Origin of the sequence: Pseudomonas sp. PDM16 (assembly GCF_014851865.1) — a bacterium.
Lineage (GTDB): Bacteria > Pseudomonadota > Gammaproteobacteria > Pseudomonadales > Pseudomonadaceae > Aquipseudomonas.
Genome location: NZ_JACVAM010000002.1, coordinates 668,301 through 686,756 on the forward strand (window position 1 = coordinate 668,301; position 18,456 = coordinate 686,756).

The following is an 18,456-nucleotide window of genomic DNA, read 5'->3' on the forward strand; positions in this document are numbered from 1 at the left end:
CGATTATATGAGCGACCGGGGCAAAGAACAGCTTTGCTAGAATCCGCGGCCTGTTTTCCGATTTGCCGAGAGCGTTGTCGATGAGCGAGCCGATCCGTTTGACCCAGTACAGCCACGGCGCCGGTTGCGGCTGCAAGATTTCCCCCAAGGTACTGGAGGTGATCCTGGCTGGCAGCGGCGCGCAGAATCTCGACCCCAAGCTGTGGGTTGGCAACGCCTCCAAGGACGATGCGGCGGTCTACGCCCTGGATGAGGAGCGTGGCGTGGTCTCGACCACCGACTTCTTCATGCCCATCGTCGACGATCCCTTCGACTTCGGTCGCATCGCTGCGACCAACGCGATCAGCGATATCTACGCCATGGGCGGTGATCCGTTGATGGCCATCGCCATCCTAGGCTGGCCGGTGAACCTGCTGCCGGCCGAGGTGGCCCGCGAGGTGATCCGTGGCGGCCGTGCGGTGTGTGACGCCGCTGGTATTCCGCTGGCCGGCGGCCACTCGATCGATGCGCCGGAGCCGATCTTCGGCCTGGCCGTGACCGGCGTGGTCGAAAAGAAGCACATGAAGCGCAACGACACTGCCACGGCCGGCTGCAAGCTGTACCTGACCAAGCCGCTGGGCATCGGCATCCTCACCACCGCCGAGAAGAAGGCCAAGCTGCGCGAACAGGACGTGGGCCTGGCGCGCGACTGGATGTGCACCCTGAATAAGCCCGGCGCGCGCTTCGGCAAGCTGGCCGGCGTGCAGGCGATGACCGATGTCACCGGCTTCGGCCTGCTCGGTCATCTGGTGGAGATGGCCGATGGCGCCGGCTTGACCGCCCAGGTGGTGTACGCCAGCGTGCCGCGCCTGCCGGGTGTCGAACACTACCTGGCCGAGGGCTGCGTTCCCGGCGGCACCCTGCGCAACTTCGACAGCTACGGCGAGAAGATCACGCCGATCTCCGAGGAACAGCTGCACCTGCTGTGCGACCCGCAGACCAGTGGCGGCCTGCTGGTGGCCGTGGCGCCGGAGGCCGAGGCCGAGTTCCTCTCCGTGGCGGCCGAACTGGGCTTGCAACTGTCTGCCATCGGCCAACTGGTTGAGCGACAGAGTCACGCGGTAGAGGTGCTGTGATGCGCGACAACACCGCCGACTACCGCGAAATCTTCCTGGGCGACTTGCCGATGATGGACATGCGTGCCCCGGTGGAATTCACCAAGGGCGCCTTCCCGCACACGGTCAGCCTGCCGCTGATGACCGATATCGAGCGGCAGAAGGTTGGCACCTGCTACAAGCAGCACGGCCAGCAGGCGGCCATCGAGCTGGGCCACCAGCTGGTCTCCGGCAAGGTCAAGGCCGCGCGCATCGAGGCCTGGGCGGCTTTCGCCAAGGCCCACCCCGAGGGTTACCTGTACTGCTTTCGCGGCGGCCTGCGCTCGCAGATCGTCCAGCAGTGGCTGAAGGAAACCGGGGTCGAGTATCCGCGGGTGATCGGCGGCTACAAGGCCATGCGTACCTTCCTGATCGAGACGCTTGACCGCGCCGTGGCCGAGTGCGACTTCGTGGTGGTCGGCGGCATGACCGGCACCGGCAAGACCGAGGTGGTCGCCGCCCTGAACAACAGCATCGATCTGGAAGGCCACGCCAACCACCGTGGCTCCAGTTTCGGCAAGCGCGCCACCGGCCAGCCCTCGCAGATCGACTTCGAGAACCGTCTGGCCGTCGACCTGCTCAAGCGTCGCGCGCGCGGCCAGCAGCAGTTCGTGCTGGAGGACGAGAGTCGCCTGATCGGCACCTGCTCGCTGCCGCTGGCGCTGCACCAGGGCATGCAGCAGTACCCCATGGTGTGGCTGGAGGACAGCGTCGAGGGTCGCGTCGAACGCATCCTCAAGGACTACGTGATCGACCTGGCCGCCGAGTTCGTTCGCGAGCATGGCGAGGAGAACGGCTTTGCCCTGTTCGCCCAGCGCATGCTGCAGAGCATGGAGAACATCCAGAAGCGCCTCGGCGGCGAGCGCTACCAGCGTCTGCGTGCCATCCTGCAGCAGGCGCTGGACGAGCAGCAGCGCGACGGTCTGGTGGATACCCACCGTGGCTGGATCGAGGGGCTGCTCAGCGAGTACTACGACCCGATGTACGTCTACCAGCGCGAGAGCAAGTCCGCGCGTATCGAATTCGCCGGCGAACAATCGGCAGTGCTGGACTATCTGCGCGACCGCGCACCACGGAGCAAGACATGAAACTGAAAGACCATCCAGACGCCCTGGACTGCACCCTGTACCGCCCGGACGAGAACGATCCGGATGCCGAGGAACTGGAACTGGGTGACGGCCATGTGCTGTTCGAGGGGGCCTTCGTGGCACCGTCCGAGTGGGACGCCGCCGAGCTGGAAGACTACTTCGACGGTAGCGATCCGGCGCTGTTCGTCACTGCGCGCATAGAGAGCCCGGCCAAGGCCGACAGCAACGACTGGTTCGTCGCCGAGCCTGGCGACTACGTGGCGGTGGTGCGCGGCATGAAGGTGGAGATGTACTACGTCTACGATCAGGCCGACCGCAGCTATGTGCTGATTCGCGACGACCAGCTGGACTGAGCGTGCCGGCGCGTTGTCAGGCAGGCTCCTTCAGAGGATTTCTACTTCATCACATGGCGCCGCTGGCGCGCAGTTTGGCGATGGTGGCGGCGTCGTAGCCAAGCTCGCCTAGTACCTCGTCGTTATGCTCGCCTAGCTGCGGGCCTGTCCATTCCACTGTGCCTGGGGTTTCTGAAAGCTTGGGCACGATTCCGGGCATCTTGAACGGCTTGCCGTCTGGCAGCCTGGCGCTGAGGAACATTTCGCGGGCGAGGAATTGCGGGTCGGTGAACATGTCCTCGGCGGAGTAGATGCGACTGGCTGGTACCTCGGCGCGCACCAGTACGGCTTCTACTTCGCTCAGCGGTAGGCTGGCGGCCCAGCGGTCGATCACGCCGTAGAGTTCATCGCGGCGGGTGTCGCGGCCGGCGTTGTCGGCCAGCGCCGGATCGCTCGCCAGATCCTCTCTATCTATGGCGCGCATAAAGCGCTGGAAGATCGCATCGCCGTTGGCGCCGATCTGGATATGTTTGCCATCCGCACAGGTATGGATGGAGGAGGGCGTGATGCCGGGCATGATGTTGCCGGTGCGCTCGCGGATGAAACCGAACATATCGAACTCCGGCACCATCGACTCCATCATGGCGAAGATCGCCTCGTACAGAGCCACATCCACCACCTGGCCATTGCCGCCATTCACCTCGCGGTGCCGCAGCGCCATCAGCGCGCCGATCACGCCCCACAATGCGGCGATGGAGTCGCCGATGCTGATGCCGGTGCGCACCGGCGGACGATCCTCGAAACCGGTGATGTAGCGCAGCCCGCCCATGGATTCGCCCACCGCGCCGAAGCCCGGCTGGTCCTTCAGCGGGCCGCTCTGGCCGAAGCCGGACAGGCGCACCATCACCAGCTTGGGATTCAGCGCGTGCAGCACGTCCCAGCCCAGGCCGAGCTTTTCCAGCACACCGGGGCGGAAGTTCTCGATCAGGATGTCGGCTTCGCTCAGCAGCTTCTTCAGCACCTCACGGCCTTCCTCATGCTTGAGGTTGAGGGTGATCGAGCGCTTGTTGCGGGCCTGCACGAACCACCACAGTGAAGTGCCCTCGTACAGCTTGCGCCACTTGCGCAGCGGATCGCCGCCATCCGGCGACTCGACCTTGACCACCTCGGCACCGAACTCGGCGCAGATGCGCGAGGCGAACGGGCCTGCGATCAGGGTGCCGAGCTCGACTACTTTCAGGCCGGCGAGGGGTTTGCTGGGGATCATCGTGACTCCTGTTGGGTGCGACCTGGTTGGCGCGCCGTGAGCTTTCGTGTGTGAAGTATCTGCGGTTAAATCGACGGGCGAAAGGATGTGCGTCCCCTCTCTGGCCTGGAAAGGCTTTCCCCTCCTATCGCGTCTCTCTGCAAACCATTCCTTCTAGTGACCTGTCGATCGGTTCTGGTTCGCTCGCCTGGGTATCATACGTGCGTTTTAAAATATTACATGTGAGTTATTGATTCATTACATGTGATTGCCTAATCTCTCGCTCATGGAAAGCAAATCATCAGCCCACTACCAGCGTCTCTTTCGTCAGCGCCTGCGCGAGCAGGGTCTGATCAAGAAAGAGGTGTGGATACTGCCCGAGCATGCGCAAGCGCTCGCGGCATTCGAGCGGAAACTGCGCCAGCCTCTGTCGGGGTCGGCCTCTATGGAGAAGGAGGGAGGTGCCATGCCTCAGGTTTGGACTGCACAAGGTTTGTTCGATGCGCTGTCCGCGACGGAACTGTTCAAGGACGGTAAGGCGGCCGTCGAGCTGATTCAGGGCGCCGACGCCAGCCTGCACGTGACCATGCACGAGTACGGCGACCTGCCGTTGTTCATCGCCGTGTTCGGTGAGCAGATCATCGTTGAGGCGCTGCTCTGGCCGGCCGCTGACGTGCGCGATGGCGCGGCGTTCAACGAGGAGGTGCTGCGCAGTCACAAGCTCTTCCCTCTGTCCTCGATTGGTCTGGAAACCCTGCCGGATGGGCAGGCCTGCTACACCATGTTCGGCGCGCTGAGTGCATCCTCGGTTCTGTCCAACGTGGTGCAGGAAATCGAGATGCTGGCGGACAACGTGATTCAGGCCACCGAAGCCTATGAAGGCTTCCTCAAGGCCGGTGCATAAGGAGATTGCCATGAACGTGTGGAGCAAACTGTTGACCGCCCTGCGCGGCGGCGCCAACGAAGTGGGCGAGGCTATGGTGGATAGCCAGGCCCTGCGTATCCTCGACCAGGAAATCCGCGACGCCGACCTGGAGCTGCGCAAGTCCAAGGAGGCGCTGGCCGAGATCATGGCCAAGCAGAAGCTGGCCGCCGATCGTGCCGAGAAGAGTTCGGCCAAGGTCGCCGAATACGAGCAGTACGCGCTCAAGGCCCTGGAAGCTGGCAATGAATCGCTGGCCCAGGAAGTGGCGGTGAAGATCGCCAACCTGGAAGTCGAGCTGAACAGCGAGCGCGAGCAGGCCGACAGCTATGCCGCCAGCGTCGCTCAGCTGCGCAAGGCGGTGACTCAGGCCGAGGCCAACATCAAGCGTCTCAAGCAACAGGTGGATACCGTCAAGGCCACCGAGAGCGTGCAGAAAGCGCAGATGGCTGTGGCCCAACGCTACGGCGGCTCTCAGGCCAAGTTGCACACTGCGGTTGAGTCGCTGGAGCGGATCAAGCAGCAGCAGGCCGAGCGGGCGGCGAAGATGGAAGCGGCGGCCGAGTTGGCCGAGGCGGCCAATGTTGACGATTCGCTGGAGGCCAAGCTGCGCGCGGCCGGCATCAAGGCCGACAACGCCAGCGCCGAAAGCGTGCTGGCGCGTCTGAAGGACAAGGCCAAGTCCTGACCGTTGTGCATTGCGGCGGAGTTCGCTCCGCCGCCTGATTCAGGGATAGGAATTCGATGGAAAACTTCCTGCACAGCACTTTTGCTTTTCCCACCGTCATCTTCAGCTTCCTGCTGTGCCTGGCGGTGCTCTACTGGTGCGTCGCCGCACTGGGCATCCTCGAAGTCGACGTACTTGATATCGAGGCCGACTCCGCGCTGGAATCGGTCCAGCCCGAGGGGCTCGCCGGCCTGCTGCTCAAGCTGGGCCTCAACGGCGTGCCGGTAACGCTGGTGCTGACCCTGTTGTTCTTCTTCGCCTGGATCGCCAGCTACTTCGTCGAGTTGTTGCTGCTGCGTCACCTGCCGCTGGGCATCCTGCGCTACCCGCTGGGTCTGGTGTTGATGTTCGGTGCGCTGATGCTGGCCGTGCCGATCACGGCAGCCCTGTGCCGTCCGCTGCGTCCGCTGTTCCGCAAGCTGGAAGCCACCAGCAGCAAGTCGGTGCTGGGGCAGACTGCCGTGGTGCGCAGTGGCCGGGTGACCCTGAGCCATGGCGAGGCGGTACTGGAAGACGGTGGCGCGGGCCTTATCCTGCGCGTACGTGCCGATGAGGCGCGTGGTTTCAAACGTGGCGACCGTGTCGTGTTGCTGGAGTACCTGGAAGGCGAGCACGCCTACCGGGTCATTACCGAGGACGAGTTCAAGGGCTTCTGATCCCTGAACTCACCCAGAATCAAAGGAGATTGATTGCAATGAGCCTCGAATTGGTGATGCCCTTCCTGATCGGCGTCGGTGTCGTATTCCTGCTGATCTTCGGCTTCTTCGTGCTGTTCAAGGCCTTCTATATCAAGGTCCCGCAGGGCACGGCGCTGATTGTCAACGACATGTCCTCCACGCCCAAGGTGCACTTCACCGGCGCTCTGGTGTACCCGGTGATCTACCTCAAGGAGTTCATGAAGATCTCTCTGATCACCCTGGAAGTGGATCGCCGTGGCAAGGACGGCCTGATCTGCAAGGACAACATGCGCGCCGACATCACCGTGGCCTTCTACCTGCGCGTCAACGAGACCCAGGAAGACGTGCTCAAGGTGGCCAAGGCCATCGGTGTGGATCGCGCCTCCGACCGCGGCGCGGTCAACGAGCTGTTCAACGCCAAGTTCTCCGAGGCGCTGAAGACCGTTGGCAAGCAGTTCGACTTCGTTCAGTTGTTCGAGAACCGCCAGGACTTCCGCGACCGTATCGTCGAGACCATCGGCAACGACCTCAACGGCTATGTGCTGGAAGACGTCGCCATCGACTACCTGGAACAGACTGCCAAGAGCTCGCTGGACCCGAGCAACATCCTCGACGCCGCTGGTATCCGCAAGATCACCGAGCTGACCGCCGCGCAGAACGTCATCACCAACGACCTCGAGCGTAACGAAGAGCTGGCGATCAAGAAGAAGAACGTCGAGACCCGCGAGGCGACCCTGGCTCTCGAGCGCCAGCAGGCCGACGCCGAAGCGCGGCAGAAGCGCGAGGTCGAGACCATTCGCGCCCGTGAGGAAGCCGAGACCATCAAGGTCAAGGAAGAGGAACGCCTCAAGGCCGAGCAGGCGCGCATCCAGTCGCAGCAGGAAATCGACGTGCGCACCGAGAACCATCAGCGCGAAGTCGAAGTGGCCCAGCAGAACCGCCAGCGTGCCGTGGTCATCGAGGTGGAGAAAGTCACCCGGGCCAAGGATCTGGAAGTGGTGGCCCGCGAGCGCGAGGTCGAGCTGCAGCGCATCGAGGCTGAGAAGGCCCTGGAAGAGCAGCGCAAGAACATCGCCAATGTGGTGCGCGAGCGTGTCGCGGTCGAGAAGACCGTGGCCCAGGAAGAAGAGCGCATCAAGGAAGTGCGTGAAATCTCCGAGGCCGAGCGTGCCAAGCAGGTCATCGTGTTGCAGGCGCAGGCTCAGGCCGAGCAGGAGCTGGTACGCCAGGTCAAGCAGGCCGAGGCCGACGAGACCCGCTCCAAGCACAAGGCCGTGGAGATCAACAACCTGGCCCAGGCCGAGCTGGAAGCTGCAGCCAAGCAGGCCGAAGCCAAGAAACGCATGGCCGAAGGTATCGAGGCCGAGCGCGCTGCGCCTGGCCTGGCCGACGCCCGTGTGCTGGAAGTGACGGCGGCAGCCAAGGAGAAGGACGGTCTGGCGGCGGCCCGCGTGCGTGCCGAACAGCTGATCGCCGAAGCCAAGGGCGAGCAGGAAAAAGGCCTGGCCGAAGCGCGGGTGCTGGAGGCTCAGGCCTCGGCCAAGGAGAAGGACGGCCTGGCCGAAGCCAAGGTGCTGGAAGAGAAGCTGGGCGCTCAGGCCCGCGGCGAGCAGCAGCTCGGTGCGGCCAAGGCCCAGGCGACCAAGGATCTGGGTACGTCGGAAGCCGATGTGCTGCTGCAGCGCCTGAACGCGGAAGCGGAAGGTCTGGGCAAGAAGTTCGGTGCCCTCGACGCCCTCAGCGACAGCGCGCGCCAGCACGAGGAGTTCCGTATGCAGCTGGAGAAGAGCTTCGAGGAAGCCATGGCTGCCATCGCCGCCAACAAGGAGATCGCCAAGGACCAGGCCGAGGTGCTCGCCACCGCGCTGGCCAAGGCGAAGATCGAGATCGTCGGCGGCGAAGGCGACTTCTTCAACTCCTTCGCTAAGTCGCTCTCGGTGGGCAAGGCCATCGAGGGCGTGGTGGGCAAGAGCCCGGTGGTGCAGGACGTGCTGGCACGCCTGCTCAACGGCAAGCCGGCCGAGCGCAAGCCTGACCTGGAAGTCGTGACACCGGCCGCCGAGGCCTGATCGGGTAACCAGTTGTACGGGGGCGAGCAGACTCGCTCCCGTTGTTTTCGCGGGCATGAGCCCACTACCGACCAAGGAGAGATGCCATGTTGGAGCCCAGGGACTATCTGGAAATGACTTTCCGCTCGATCCAGTGCTTCGCCAATGACGGCCGCCTGGACGTGCATGAGCTCGACGCGCTGCTGGACATCGCCGAGCGCGACGGTGCCATCGACGACAACGAGGTTCGCGTGCTGAAGAAGATCATCTCCCAAGTCAAACCGGAAGAAATCGATCAGGCCATGCGCGACAAGCTGGCCGAGGTCGCCAAGAAAATCGGCGCCTGAGCAGCGCCAGCTCCCGAGCGCGACGCATGCGGAGCTCGGGAAGGTGATAGCGAGCGGCTGATGTCCAGTCGCCCGCTCTCGCCGATTCGCTCAACAGATTTCCGCTCAGCCCGTTAGCTTCATTCCCCCGCACCATTGCCCGCAGACAGCGCAGATCCAGGAAGGCCACGATGTCGGACGCACAAGCCGCAACCCAAACACAGGACGTACTGGACAAGGCCGTCGCCGAAGGCGGCGCCTACGAGGTGCTGCACAAGCGCCTGCTGGATCAGGGGCAACGCCTGCGGCAGATTACCGAGAACCTCAACGGCCAGCGCCTGGAGGAGTTCGGCAGCAGCCAGATGGAAGTGGTCGGGCGGGTGCGTATCCGCACCGAGAACAACTGCATCGCCCGCGACATCGTCCAGGTCGGCGACTGCCTGCTGTTCGGCTACAACGTTTTCCTCGGCCTGAAGAAGGAGACCGGCGTCGCCGACGTGTTCTCCCTCTATCGCCTGGTGGGCGAGGGCGATGCCTACGAGGCCGAACCGGTGCCGCTGGAGGGGACCTTCCTGGCCGCGCCCGGTTTCGTCAACGACTTCAACGAGCTGTACAGCTACTACAAGAACACCCGCCTGCTGCAGCTGGCCATCCGCGACGGCAAGCTGCTGGCGAGCTTCCAGATCGGCGAGCGGATCACCGATATCCGCGTGTTCCGCTGGTCGATTTCCCTCGACGGCAAGGACGTGCGCTACATCGACAACCGCGGCGAGCGCGATATCGCGCTGCCGGCGCCGTTCGACTTTGAGTGGACCAAGGCCACCCGCGAGATGGTGGTGGAAGGCCGCCATCCGCACCTGAACATCCTCGACACCCTGTTCGTCGAAACCATCGGCGGCGACCTCACCATCAAGGTCGAGAACAACACCGAGGACGGCCTGGGCATCTACCGCGAGGAGGTGCTGGACAAGACCCAGTCGCTGGACGACGCCCAGGTCGAGTTCGCCCGCCTCGGCAGCCTGGTGCTGCTCAAGGTGCTGCCGTACCGCGAGGAGCAGTGGCGCTACCTGGTGTACAACGGCCTCACCGGCAAGGTGGAACGCATCGACGCCATCGGCCAGGCCTGCGTGCAGCTGCCGGAAGACCACGGGATCATCTTCCCCGGCGGTTACTACCTGCAGAACGGCGAGTACAAGACCTTCGAGCAGTCGATGGCCGGCATGCGCTTCAAGCGCGCCGTGCGCTCGCCCAATGGCGAGGACGTGCAGTACATCTTCTACCACCCCGAGCAGGGGCGGGCGGTGCTGCTGACCTACAACATGATCAATCGCCAGCTGCAGAACCCGCTGTTCGGCCACGGCTACGCGCGCCTGGAAGACGGGCGCACGGTGATCTTCGCCGCCGAAGGCGAGGAGCCGACCCGCATCCACCCGATGCAGATCTGGCAGACGCCGTTCTGCAGCGATGAATTCGCCGCCCGCCAGCCGGCGCGCAGCGGCTTCCTCGGTAAGATCGGCAATGCCGAGCTGGTGCGTGGTGTCTCCGATCTCTACGACCTGTGCCGCGAGATCGACGCGCCTTCGGTATCGGTGCAGCGCTACAGCCTGCTGTGCCAGAACACCCGCCGCCTGTTCGACAGCTATCACTGGCTGAGCGGCGAGCCGCTGGCCGGCCTGGCGCCGCTGCTGCGCGAGATCGCCGCCACCTCCGAGCTGGTGCTGGACGAATACGAGAAGGTCGAGAGCATCCGCAAGCAGTCGGCCCAGGCCATGGTCGATGCCGAGAGTCGCCACAAGACGCTGCTCGATGGCCTGCTGCCGGACAGCTGGGATCAGGCGCAGAGCTTCGTCGACGGTCTCAACGGCATCACCGCCCAGCGCGGCCTGCTGCTGACCATCCGCGAATACCGCTATATCGATCTGCCGCGCCTGGATGCGATGGAAGCCGAGTTGCTGGCCGCCCAGGAGCGCACTTCCGCCGCCACCGCCACTTTCCTTGCCGGCGATGCCGCGCTGCAACCCTTCGTCGTGCGCCTGCAGGGCCTCGACGAGCAGGCGCAGAAGGCCGAGACCGTGGCCCAGCTGGCCGAACCGCTGGCTGCGCTGCAGACCATGGCCGCCGACCTGGACATGCTGTCTGGCCTGATGGCCTCGCTGAAGATCGACGATGCCACCCAGCGCACGCGCATCGTCGAGTCCATCTCCGAGATCTACGCCCGTCTCAACCAGGCCAAGGCCCGGGCCGAACAACGGCGCAAGGGTCTGGGTTCGAGCGAGACGGTGGCGCAGTTCGGTGCCCAGTTCAAACTGTTCAGCCAGGGCATCACCAACGCCCTCGGCCAGGCCCAGGACCCGGAGCGCTGCGACGAGCAGCTGGCCCGTCTGCTGGTGCAACTGGAGGAGCTGGAGAGCCAGTTCGGCGATCACGAGCAGTTCATCGGCGACATCCTGGCCAAGCGCGAGGAATTGCTGGAGACCTTCGAGGCGCACAAGCAGGCACTGCTCGACGAACGCCAGCGCAAGGCGCAGAGCGTGCTGGACGCGGCCAAGCGCATCCTCGACAGCCTGGCCCGGCGCACAGCCAAATTCACCCAGGCCGAGGAGCTTAACGCCTTCTTCGCTGCCGACCCGCTGATTCTCAAGCTGCGCGAGATGACCGGCCGCCTGCGCGAGCTGAAGGACAGCGTCAAGGCCGACGATATCGAGGCGCGCCTCAAGGGTGCCCGCGACCAGGCCGTGCGCGCGCTGCGTGACAAGAGCGAGTTGTTCGAAGAGGGCGGCAACGTCATCAAGCTCGGCCCGCGCCATCGCTTCAGCGTCAACACTCAGGAGCTGGACCTGACCCTGCTGCCGCGCGGCGATCAGCTGTACCTGCACCTGACCGGCACCGACTTCCTCGAGCCGCTGGCCAATGCCGAGCTGGAGGCGCTCAAGCCGTTCTGGCAGGTGGCGCTGGAGTCCGAATCCGAGCACCTGTACCGCGCCGAATACCTGGCGGGCGAAGTACTGACTGCCGCCGACGAGGGGCGCGAAGGCCTTGACCTGGAACGCCTGAAATCCCTGCTGGCGCAGCCGGACGAGCTGGCCCGGCTGATCCGCGACTTCGCCGCGCCGCGTTACAAGGAAGGCTACGAGAAGGGCATCCACGACCACGATGCCGCCGCCATCCTCGCCCAGCTGCTGCCGCTGCGCGACAGCGCCGGGTTGATGCGCTACGGCGCCGAGGCGCGTGCGCTGGCTTGCCTGTTCTGGTATCTGCAGCGCAATACCGATAGCGCCACCCAGTGGCCGGAGCGGGCGCGCACTAGCCGCCACATCATGCAGCTGTTCGGCCGTCGCGAAGGCCTGCAACAACTGCAGGGCGAGATCGCCGAGGCGCTGCAGGCTTTCCTCGCCGAGCAGCCTTTGGGCCTGGCCGCCACTGTGGTGGGCGAGGCCGCCGAGTATCTGGTGCAGGAACTGGCTGCCGAGCGTATCGAGTTCGTTTTCAGCAAGTACGCCAAGCAACTGCAAGAGGGTCTCAAGCTGCGCCTGCAGGGCGCGCGCATGTGGGACGACTACCAGCAAGCCTTGGCCAATCTTGACGGTCGCCCTGCGGCGCAATGGGCGCTGGCCGACAACTGGCTGCGTGGCCTCTGCGCCCAAGATGAGTTCGCGCCGCTGGCTGGCTATGTCGCCGAGGCGGTGGCCTTGTCACTGCTGGCCGAGGGCTTCCCCGGCCGCGTCACCGAAGTGGATCTGCGCTTCACCGTTGCCAATCTGATGGGTGAGCACTCGCGCATCCAGGAGCGTCAGCTGGTGCTGGCGGTGGACGACCTGTTCGCTCGCCTGCGCCGCCACCGTGAATCCTTCCTGCCTGACCTGCAGCGTTACCAGGCGCTACGCCAGGAAGTGATCGGTCGCGAGCGCGCTGCGCTGCGCCTGTCCGAGTTCAAGGCCAAGCCGCTCAGTTCCTTCGTGCGCAACAAGCTGATCAACGACGTGTACCTGGGCTTTATCGGCGACAACCTGGCCAAGCAGATGGGCACCGCCGGCGAGAACAAGCGCACCGACCTGATGGGCCTGCTGATGCTCATCTCGCCGCCCGGCTACGGCAAGACCACGTTGATGGAGTACGTGGCTCATCGTCTCGGCCTGATCTTCATGAAGATCAACGGCCCGGCCCTCGGCCACGAGGTGCGCTCCATCGACCCGGCCCAGGCGCCGGACGCCACTTCGCGCCAGGAGCTGGAGAAGCTCAACCTGGCCTTGGAGATGGGCAACAACGTGATGCTGTATGTCGACGACATCCAGCACACCCACCCGGAATTCCTGCAGAAATTCATCTCGCTGTGTGATGGAACGCGACGTATCGAAGGCGTGTGGAAAGGGCAGACCAAGACCTACGACATGCGCGGCAAGAAGTTCTGCGTGATCATGTCCGGCAACCCGTATACCGAGTCCGGTGACGTCTTCAAAATCCCGGACATGCTGGCCAACCGCGCCGACATCTATAACCTCGGCGACACCCTGGGTGGCATGCAGGAAGCCTTCTCCCTCAGCTACATCGAGAACGGCCTGACCTCCAACCCGGTGCTGGCACCGCTGGCCACCCGCGACATGGCCGACGTCTATCGCTTCGTCGCCAAGGCCGAGGGTAAGCCGTTCTCCGCCAACGAGCTGAGCCACGGCTACAGCGGTGCCGAGATCAACGAGATCGTCAGCACCCTGCAGCGCCTGATGCAGGTGCGCGACGTGGTCGGACGGGTCAACCAGCAGTACATCGCCAGCGCCGCCCAGGCCGATCAGTACCGCAGTGAGCCGCCGTTCAAGCTGCAGGGCAGCTACCGCAACATGAACAAGATGACCGAGAAGATCAGCGCGGTGATGAACGACGCCGAGCTGCTGCAGCTGATCGCCGACCACTACCAGGGCGAGTCGCAACTGCTCACCACCGGTGCCGAGGAAAACCTGCTCAAGCTGGCCGAGCTGCGCGGCAACATGACGGCGGAGCAGAGCGAGCGCTGGGCGCAGATCAAGCGCGACTTTCTGCGCAACAAGGCCATGGGCGGCAGCGACAGCGATGTCGGTGCCCGCGTGGTGGCCCAGCTCAACGACCTGGTGGAGGGTCTCCGTGCCCTCGGCGGCAATCTGCAGCGCGAGCCGCAGAAACAGCAGGACATTCCCTGGAACGAACTGCTGGCCGGTCTACAGCGCCTTGGCACTTTGCAGCCGCAGGTCGAGGTGGAAGTGGTGGCGCCGCCGCAGCCGGGCATGCAAACCCTGCTGGAGAGCGTGGCCGGCACCCTGCAGAACAGCTTCCTGCCGCTGATGAACGCCATGGACAAGAAGATCGAAATCGATCTGCGCACGCACAATCGCATGGGTGATATGGCTCAGCGCCTGCGTGAGCTGGGCCAGTTCCTCGGTGCGCCGCAGCCACCTACCGAGCAGGGGCCGGAGAAAGCGTGACGGCCTGGCTGGTACCGCGCCTGCGCCTGCTGGCCGGCATCGCCGCGCTGATGCTGGTGCTGCAGGTCGGCAACAGCCTCAGCGGCAACGCCTTCAATTTGTGGGGCGTGCTGCCTCGCCGTGTCGACAGCCTGCCCGGCATTCTCTTCGCGCCCTGGCTGCACGCCGGCTGGTGGCATCTGCTCAACAACCTGCCGGGGCTGATGCTGCTGGGCTGGCTGGCGCTGCTCGGTTCGCTGCGCCAGTTCCTCGCCGCCAGCGCCTTTATCATCGTCGGAAGTGGCCTGTTGGTCTGGCTGTTCGCCCGGCCAGGCCTGCACCTGGGCGCCAGTGGCTGGGTGTTCGGCCTGTGGGGCCTGCTGCTGGCCCGCACCTGGTTCGAGCGCAGCCTGGCTAGTTTGCTGATCGCCCTGCTGGTGCTGTTCTACTACGGCGGCTGGTGGCTCGGCCTGCTGCCGAGCCAGGGCATTTCCTTCGAATACCACCTGTTCGGTGCCCTGTGCGGCGTGCTGTTTGCTGCATTGAGTCGGCGCCGACGCCCTAGCCGATAGGCCGGGCTGATGGACTGGTTTGGCGAGGAACTGTGCCGGGCACTGCCGGCTGTCGGGATGCGTGAGGCTTTCGAGTGGGGGCGCGAAATGTCGTCGCATGTTTGTGGCAGCGAATGGCACGCTGAATGATGGCAATTTGAAGGCTTTTTCTGGCATCGCCGAGAAGGGCGACGTAAAGTGTTCGCCGTTTCTGACCGACCGTTTAGATATAGTTTCATGCTCTTTCTATCCGAGTGCCGCATAGGCGCATCATGCAACTGAACCTCGCCACCCTAGTGATGCTGGACATCTATGTGCTCCTGCTGGTCAGCGTGCTGATGCTGCACGCCTGGACTCGTGGGCGCGACCGTACGCTGGGCTATCTGGCAGCGGCGCTGGTGGTAGGCTCTCTCGGGGCGCTGGTCGGCACGCTGCGTGGTCTGGGTTTCGATTGGGTTCCGGTGGTATTCAGCAATCTGCTGGTCCTGTTCAGTGCAGCTCTGGCTTGGACGGCCCTGCGGGTCTTTGTCGGGCACCCACCCAGTAGATGGGGCATGGCCGCGGGCGGATTGCTCTGGCTTGGTCTATGCCTGCTGCCGGCATTTCACCAGTCGCTGTCGGTCCGTATCACGGTAGGGTCGCTGTTGATGGCGCTGTACGCGGTTCTGGGTGCCTGGGAGTTGTGGCGCAGCCGGTTGCAGCTGGAGGTGGACTATCGGCCCACTCTCGCTCTGATGCTGTTGCATGCGGGCTTCTATGTCGTGCGGGCCTTTCTCGACAGGGACTTGCCGTTCGACCCCGAGGGGCAGAGCACTCCTTTCTTTTCCCTCGTGGTGCTGGAGACCCTGCTGTACGCCATCGGCCTAGCCTTCGTCACCCTGTCGATGGTCAAGGAGCGCGCCGAGCTGCTCTACAAGAGTGCAGCACTGCGCGACCCGCTGACCGGCATCGGCAATCGCCGAGCTTTCGTCGGTGCGGCTGGTCGCCTGCTAGCCGATTGCGCCCGCTTGCGCAGGCCCGCGGTGCTTCTACTGTGCGACCTGGACCACTTCAAGAGGGTCAACGATAGCTTCGGTCATGCGGCTGGTGATCAGGCTCTGGCCGATTTCGGCCAGATCCTGATGGATCGTTCCCGTCAGCATGATCTCTGCGCCCGTATCGGCGGTGAGGAGTTCGTCTGTCTGCTGGCCGGTGCCGATGCCGCCGCGGCTCTTTCTCTTGCCGAGCGTATCCGCCACGAGTTTGCTGAGCTTCCATTCGTCGCTGAGGGTCAGCTCAGCGTAAGCATCGGTATCGCCGAGGCACTGCAGGCGAACTACCAGCTCGATCGCCTGCTGTCGCTGGCGGACGAGGCGCTCTATGCCGCCAAGGCTGCCGGACGCAATCGGGTTGAGTTGTACAGGGCGGAGCCGCGCTGAGAGCCTGTCCAGGCCTCGCTGTACCGCGTTAGGGCAGCCTCAGGATGTTTGCTCGTCGCTCGTAACTGCGCTTCCTCGCCTGTCTTGGTCCATGCATGCTTCCAGCTTGCGAGCCTTTGAACAGGTTCTTAGGTGAATCGGGTAGACTTGCCGCCTTCCCGATCAGCCAAGAAGCCTGTCCATGGCCCTGCAATCCACGCCCTATAAAGTCGAACTCAACCTCACCGACATTGACCGCAACGTCTACGAGAACCTGCGCTTCACCGTGGCCAGGCACCCATCGGAGACCGAGGAGCGCCTGTGCGTGCGTCTCATCGCCTACGCCCTGTGGTACCACGAGCAACTGGCGTTCGGTCGCGGCCTGTCCGACGTCGACGAGCCGGCGCTGTGGGAGAAGAGCCTGGACGACCGCGTGCTGCACTGGATCGAAGTCGGCCAGCCGGATGCCGAACGCATCACCTGGTGCTCGCGCCGTGCCGAGCGTTTCAGCCTGGTGGCCTACGGCAGCCTGCGCGTGTGGCAGAACAAAGTGCTCGACAGTGTGCGCAGCCTGAAGAACATCAACGTGGTCGGTGTCGACCAGGAAGCACTGGAGAACCTAGCCCGCGACCTGCCGCGTTCGGTGAGCTGGAGCGTGATGATCAGCGACGGCCTGCTCTACGTCACCGACGAGCGCGGCCAGCACGAGATTCCGCTGGAGTGGCTGCACGGCGAGCGTTGAGTTTTCCCTTCCAATTCTGGGGGAGGGGCTACCAAGTCGCTCCGGGTTGCCTGAATTACCCTCACCCCAGCCCTCTCCCAGCGGGAGAGGGAGCCATCCTACGAATCAACATGGTTCCTTCATGCGCATCGATCTTCGCCCGCTACCTGCCACGCTGCCTGATTTGGGCGAGCTGCCGCCCCTGCTGACCCGTCTGTACGCCGCCCGCGGCGTGCAGTCTGCCGCAGAGCTGGATAAAGGGCTGGCGCGGCTGATTCCGTACCAGCAACTGAAAGGTATCGATGGCGCGGTGGCGCTGCTGGTGCAGGCCCTGGAACAACGTCAGCGCATTCTCTACGTCGGCGACTTCGACGCCGACGGCGCCACCGCCAGCTCGGTCGGCGTGCTCGGCCTGCGCATGCTCGGCGCGGCGCATGTCGACTACCTGGTGCCCAATCGCTTCGAGTACGGCTACGGCCTGACCCCGGAAATCGTCGCCGTGGCCCTGGAGCGCAAGCCCAATCTGCTGGTGACGGTGGACAACGGCATCTCCAGCGTCGAGGGTGTGGCCGCAGCCAAGGCCGCGGGTCTCAAGGTGCTGGTCACCGATCACCACCTGCCAGGCCCGGAGCTGCCGGCCGCGGACGCCATCGTCAATCCCAACCAGCCGGGCTGCGACTTCCCCAGCAAGTCGCTGGCCGGGGTCGGGGTGATCTTCTATGTGCTGCTGGCGCTGCGCGCCAAGCTGCGCGAGGTAGACTGGTTTGCCCGCGCCGGCATTGCCGAGCCGAACCTGGGTGAACTGCTCGACCTGGTGGCGCTGGGCAGCGTGGCCGACGTGGTGCCGCTGGACGCCAACAACCGTATCCTGGTGCACCAGGGCCTGGCACGCATCCGTGCCGGCCGGGCGCGCCCAGGGCTCAAGGCCATTCTCGACGTGGCCGGGCGCCAGGCGGCGCGCATCAGCTCCACCGATCTCGGCTTCATTCTTGGTCCGCGTCTGAATGCGGCAGGTCGTCTGGACGACATGAGCCTGGGCATCGAGTGCCTGTTGTGCGACGACCAGGCGCTGGTGGCGGACATGGCCCAGCAGCTCGACGACCTGAACAAGGACCGCAAGGCCATCGAGCAGGGCATGCAGCGCGAGGCGCTGGCCCAGCTCAAGGACCTCAGCCTGGAGGACATGCCGTTCGGCCTGTGTCTGTTCGAGGCGGACTGGCACCAGGGCGTGATCGGCATCCTCGCCTCGCGCCTCAAGGAGCGTTACCACCGCCCAGCCATTGCCTTTGCCGACGCTGGTGACGGCCTGCTCAAGGGCTCGGCACGCTCGGTGCCCGGCCTGCATATCCGCGATGCGCTGGACGCCGTGGCCGCGCGCCATCCGGGGTTGATCAGCAAGTTCGGTGGCCATGCCATGGCCGCCGGCCTGTCGTTGCCACAGGAGCACTACGGGGCCTTCGCCGCCGCCTTCGATGCCGAAGTACGCCGCCAACTGAGCGAGGATGACCTCACCGGGCGCCTGCTCTCCGACGGCCAGCTGGGCGTCGAGGAGTTCCACCTGGAGCTGGCCAAGTCGCTGCGCCATGCCGGGCCCTGGGGCCAGCATTTCCCCGAGCCGCTGTTCCATGGCGTGTTCCAGATCGTCACCCAGCGCGTGGTGGGCGAGAAGCATCTCAAGCTGGTGCTGAAGACCGAGTGTGGCGGTCAGACCCTGGACGGCATCGCCTTCAACGTCGACCGTGATACCTGGCCGAATCCGAATGTGCGCTGGGTGGAGTTGGCCTACAAACTGGACGTCAACGAATACCAGGGCCGCGAGAGCGTGCAACTGATGGTGGCGCACTTGGCGCCACGCTAGG

Annotated in this window: 14 protein-coding genes; 13 read left to right on the plus strand and 1 reads right to left on the minus strand. The window is 64.5% G+C overall.

The genetic code is table 11. The features are described 5' to 3' along the window. Positions 1–80: 80 nt before the first annotated feature. From selD to IB234_RS09650, 3 genes are read left to right on the plus strand one after another with little or no spacing between them, the layout of a single operon-like run. On the plus strand, positions 81–1,115 hold the full coding sequence (gene selD, locus IB234_RS09640) for a selenide, water dikinase SelD (protein ID WP_192316893.1): 1,035 nt from the start codon (positions 81–83) through the stop codon (positions 1,113–1,115). Then, positions 1,115–2,221, plus strand: a complete 1,107-nt coding sequence (gene mnmH, locus IB234_RS09645) for a tRNA 2-selenouridine(34) synthase MnmH (protein ID WP_192316895.1) — start codon at positions 1,115–1,117, stop codon at positions 2,219–2,221. The genes selD and mnmH overlap by 1 nt, the downstream gene beginning before the upstream one ends. Then, entirely contained in the window at positions 2,218–2,574 is a 357-nt protein-coding gene (locus tag IB234_RS09650) for a hypothetical protein (protein ID WP_192316897.1), read from the plus strand. Before mnmH ends, IB234_RS09650 begins: the two co-directional genes overlap by 4 nt. A gap of 49 nt (positions 2,575–2,623) precedes the next feature. Here the strand turns inward: IB234_RS09650 and IB234_RS09655 are convergent, their stop codons facing one another. After that, on the minus strand, positions 2,624–3,820 hold the full coding sequence (locus IB234_RS09655) for a CaiB/BaiF CoA transferase family protein (protein WP_192316899.1): 1,197 nt from the start codon (positions 3,818–3,820) through the stop codon (positions 2,624–2,626). A gap of 265 nt (positions 3,821–4,085) precedes the next feature. Between IB234_RS09655 and IB234_RS09660 the strand changes: the two genes are divergently transcribed. From IB234_RS09660 to recJ, 10 genes are all read left to right on the plus strand, one after another. Beyond that, complete coding sequence (locus IB234_RS09660; protein ID WP_192316901.1) at positions 4,086–4,703, plus strand: YjfI family protein; 618 nt, start codon at positions 4,086–4,088, stop codon at positions 4,701–4,703. Positions 4,704–4,713: 10 nt separating this feature from the next. Continuing rightward, the gene (locus IB234_RS09665; RefSeq protein ID WP_192316903.1) at positions 4,714–5,409 is read left to right on the plus strand and encodes a PspA/IM30 family protein; all 696 of its coding nucleotides are present in this window, start codon (positions 4,714–4,716) and stop codon (positions 5,407–5,409) included. A 56-nt stretch (positions 5,410–5,465) separates the two neighbouring features. After that, positions 5,466–6,104: an OB-fold-containig protein gene (locus IB234_RS09670; protein WP_192316905.1), complete on the plus strand. Its 639-nt coding sequence runs from the start codon at positions 5,466–5,468 to the stop codon at positions 6,102–6,104. A gap of 38 nt (positions 6,105–6,142) precedes the next feature. Continuing rightward, positions 6,143–8,194 (plus strand): flotillin family protein, encoded by a 2,052-nt coding sequence (locus IB234_RS09675; protein WP_192316907.1) that lies wholly within the window; start codon positions 6,143–6,145, stop codon positions 8,192–8,194. Between the two features lie 86 nt (positions 8,195–8,280). Beyond that, the gene (locus tag IB234_RS09680; RefSeq protein ID WP_192316909.1) at positions 8,281–8,520 is read left to right on the plus strand and encodes a hypothetical protein; all 240 of its coding nucleotides are present in this window, start codon (positions 8,281–8,283) and stop codon (positions 8,518–8,520) included. A 170-nt stretch (positions 8,521–8,690) separates the two neighbouring features. Then, complete coding sequence (locus IB234_RS09685) at positions 8,691–13,949, plus strand: DNA repair ATPase (protein WP_192316911.1); 5,259 nt, start codon at positions 8,691–8,693, stop codon at positions 13,947–13,949. Positions 13,950–13,999: 50 nt separating this feature from the next. Beyond that, positions 14,000–14,500 (plus strand): rhomboid family intramembrane serine protease, encoded by a 501-nt coding sequence (locus IB234_RS09690; protein ID WP_192317800.1) that lies wholly within the window; start codon positions 14,000–14,002, stop codon positions 14,498–14,500. A 251-nt stretch (positions 14,501–14,751) separates the two neighbouring features. Beyond that, positions 14,752–15,897 (plus strand): GGDEF domain-containing protein, encoded by a 1,146-nt coding sequence (locus IB234_RS09695; protein ID WP_192316913.1) that lies wholly within the window; start codon positions 14,752–14,754, stop codon positions 15,895–15,897. A gap of 181 nt (positions 15,898–16,078) precedes the next feature. Further along, a complete protein-coding gene (locus IB234_RS09700; protein WP_192316915.1) occupies positions 16,079–16,618 on the plus strand; it encodes a YaeQ family protein in 540 nt (179 codons plus the stop codon). A gap of 121 nt (positions 16,619–16,739) precedes the next feature. Next, the gene (gene recJ / locus IB234_RS09705) at positions 16,740–18,455 is read left to right on the plus strand and encodes a single-stranded-DNA-specific exonuclease RecJ (protein ID WP_192316917.1); all 1,716 of its coding nucleotides are present in this window, start codon (positions 16,740–16,742) and stop codon (positions 18,453–18,455) included. Position 18,456 lies beyond the last annotated feature (1 nt).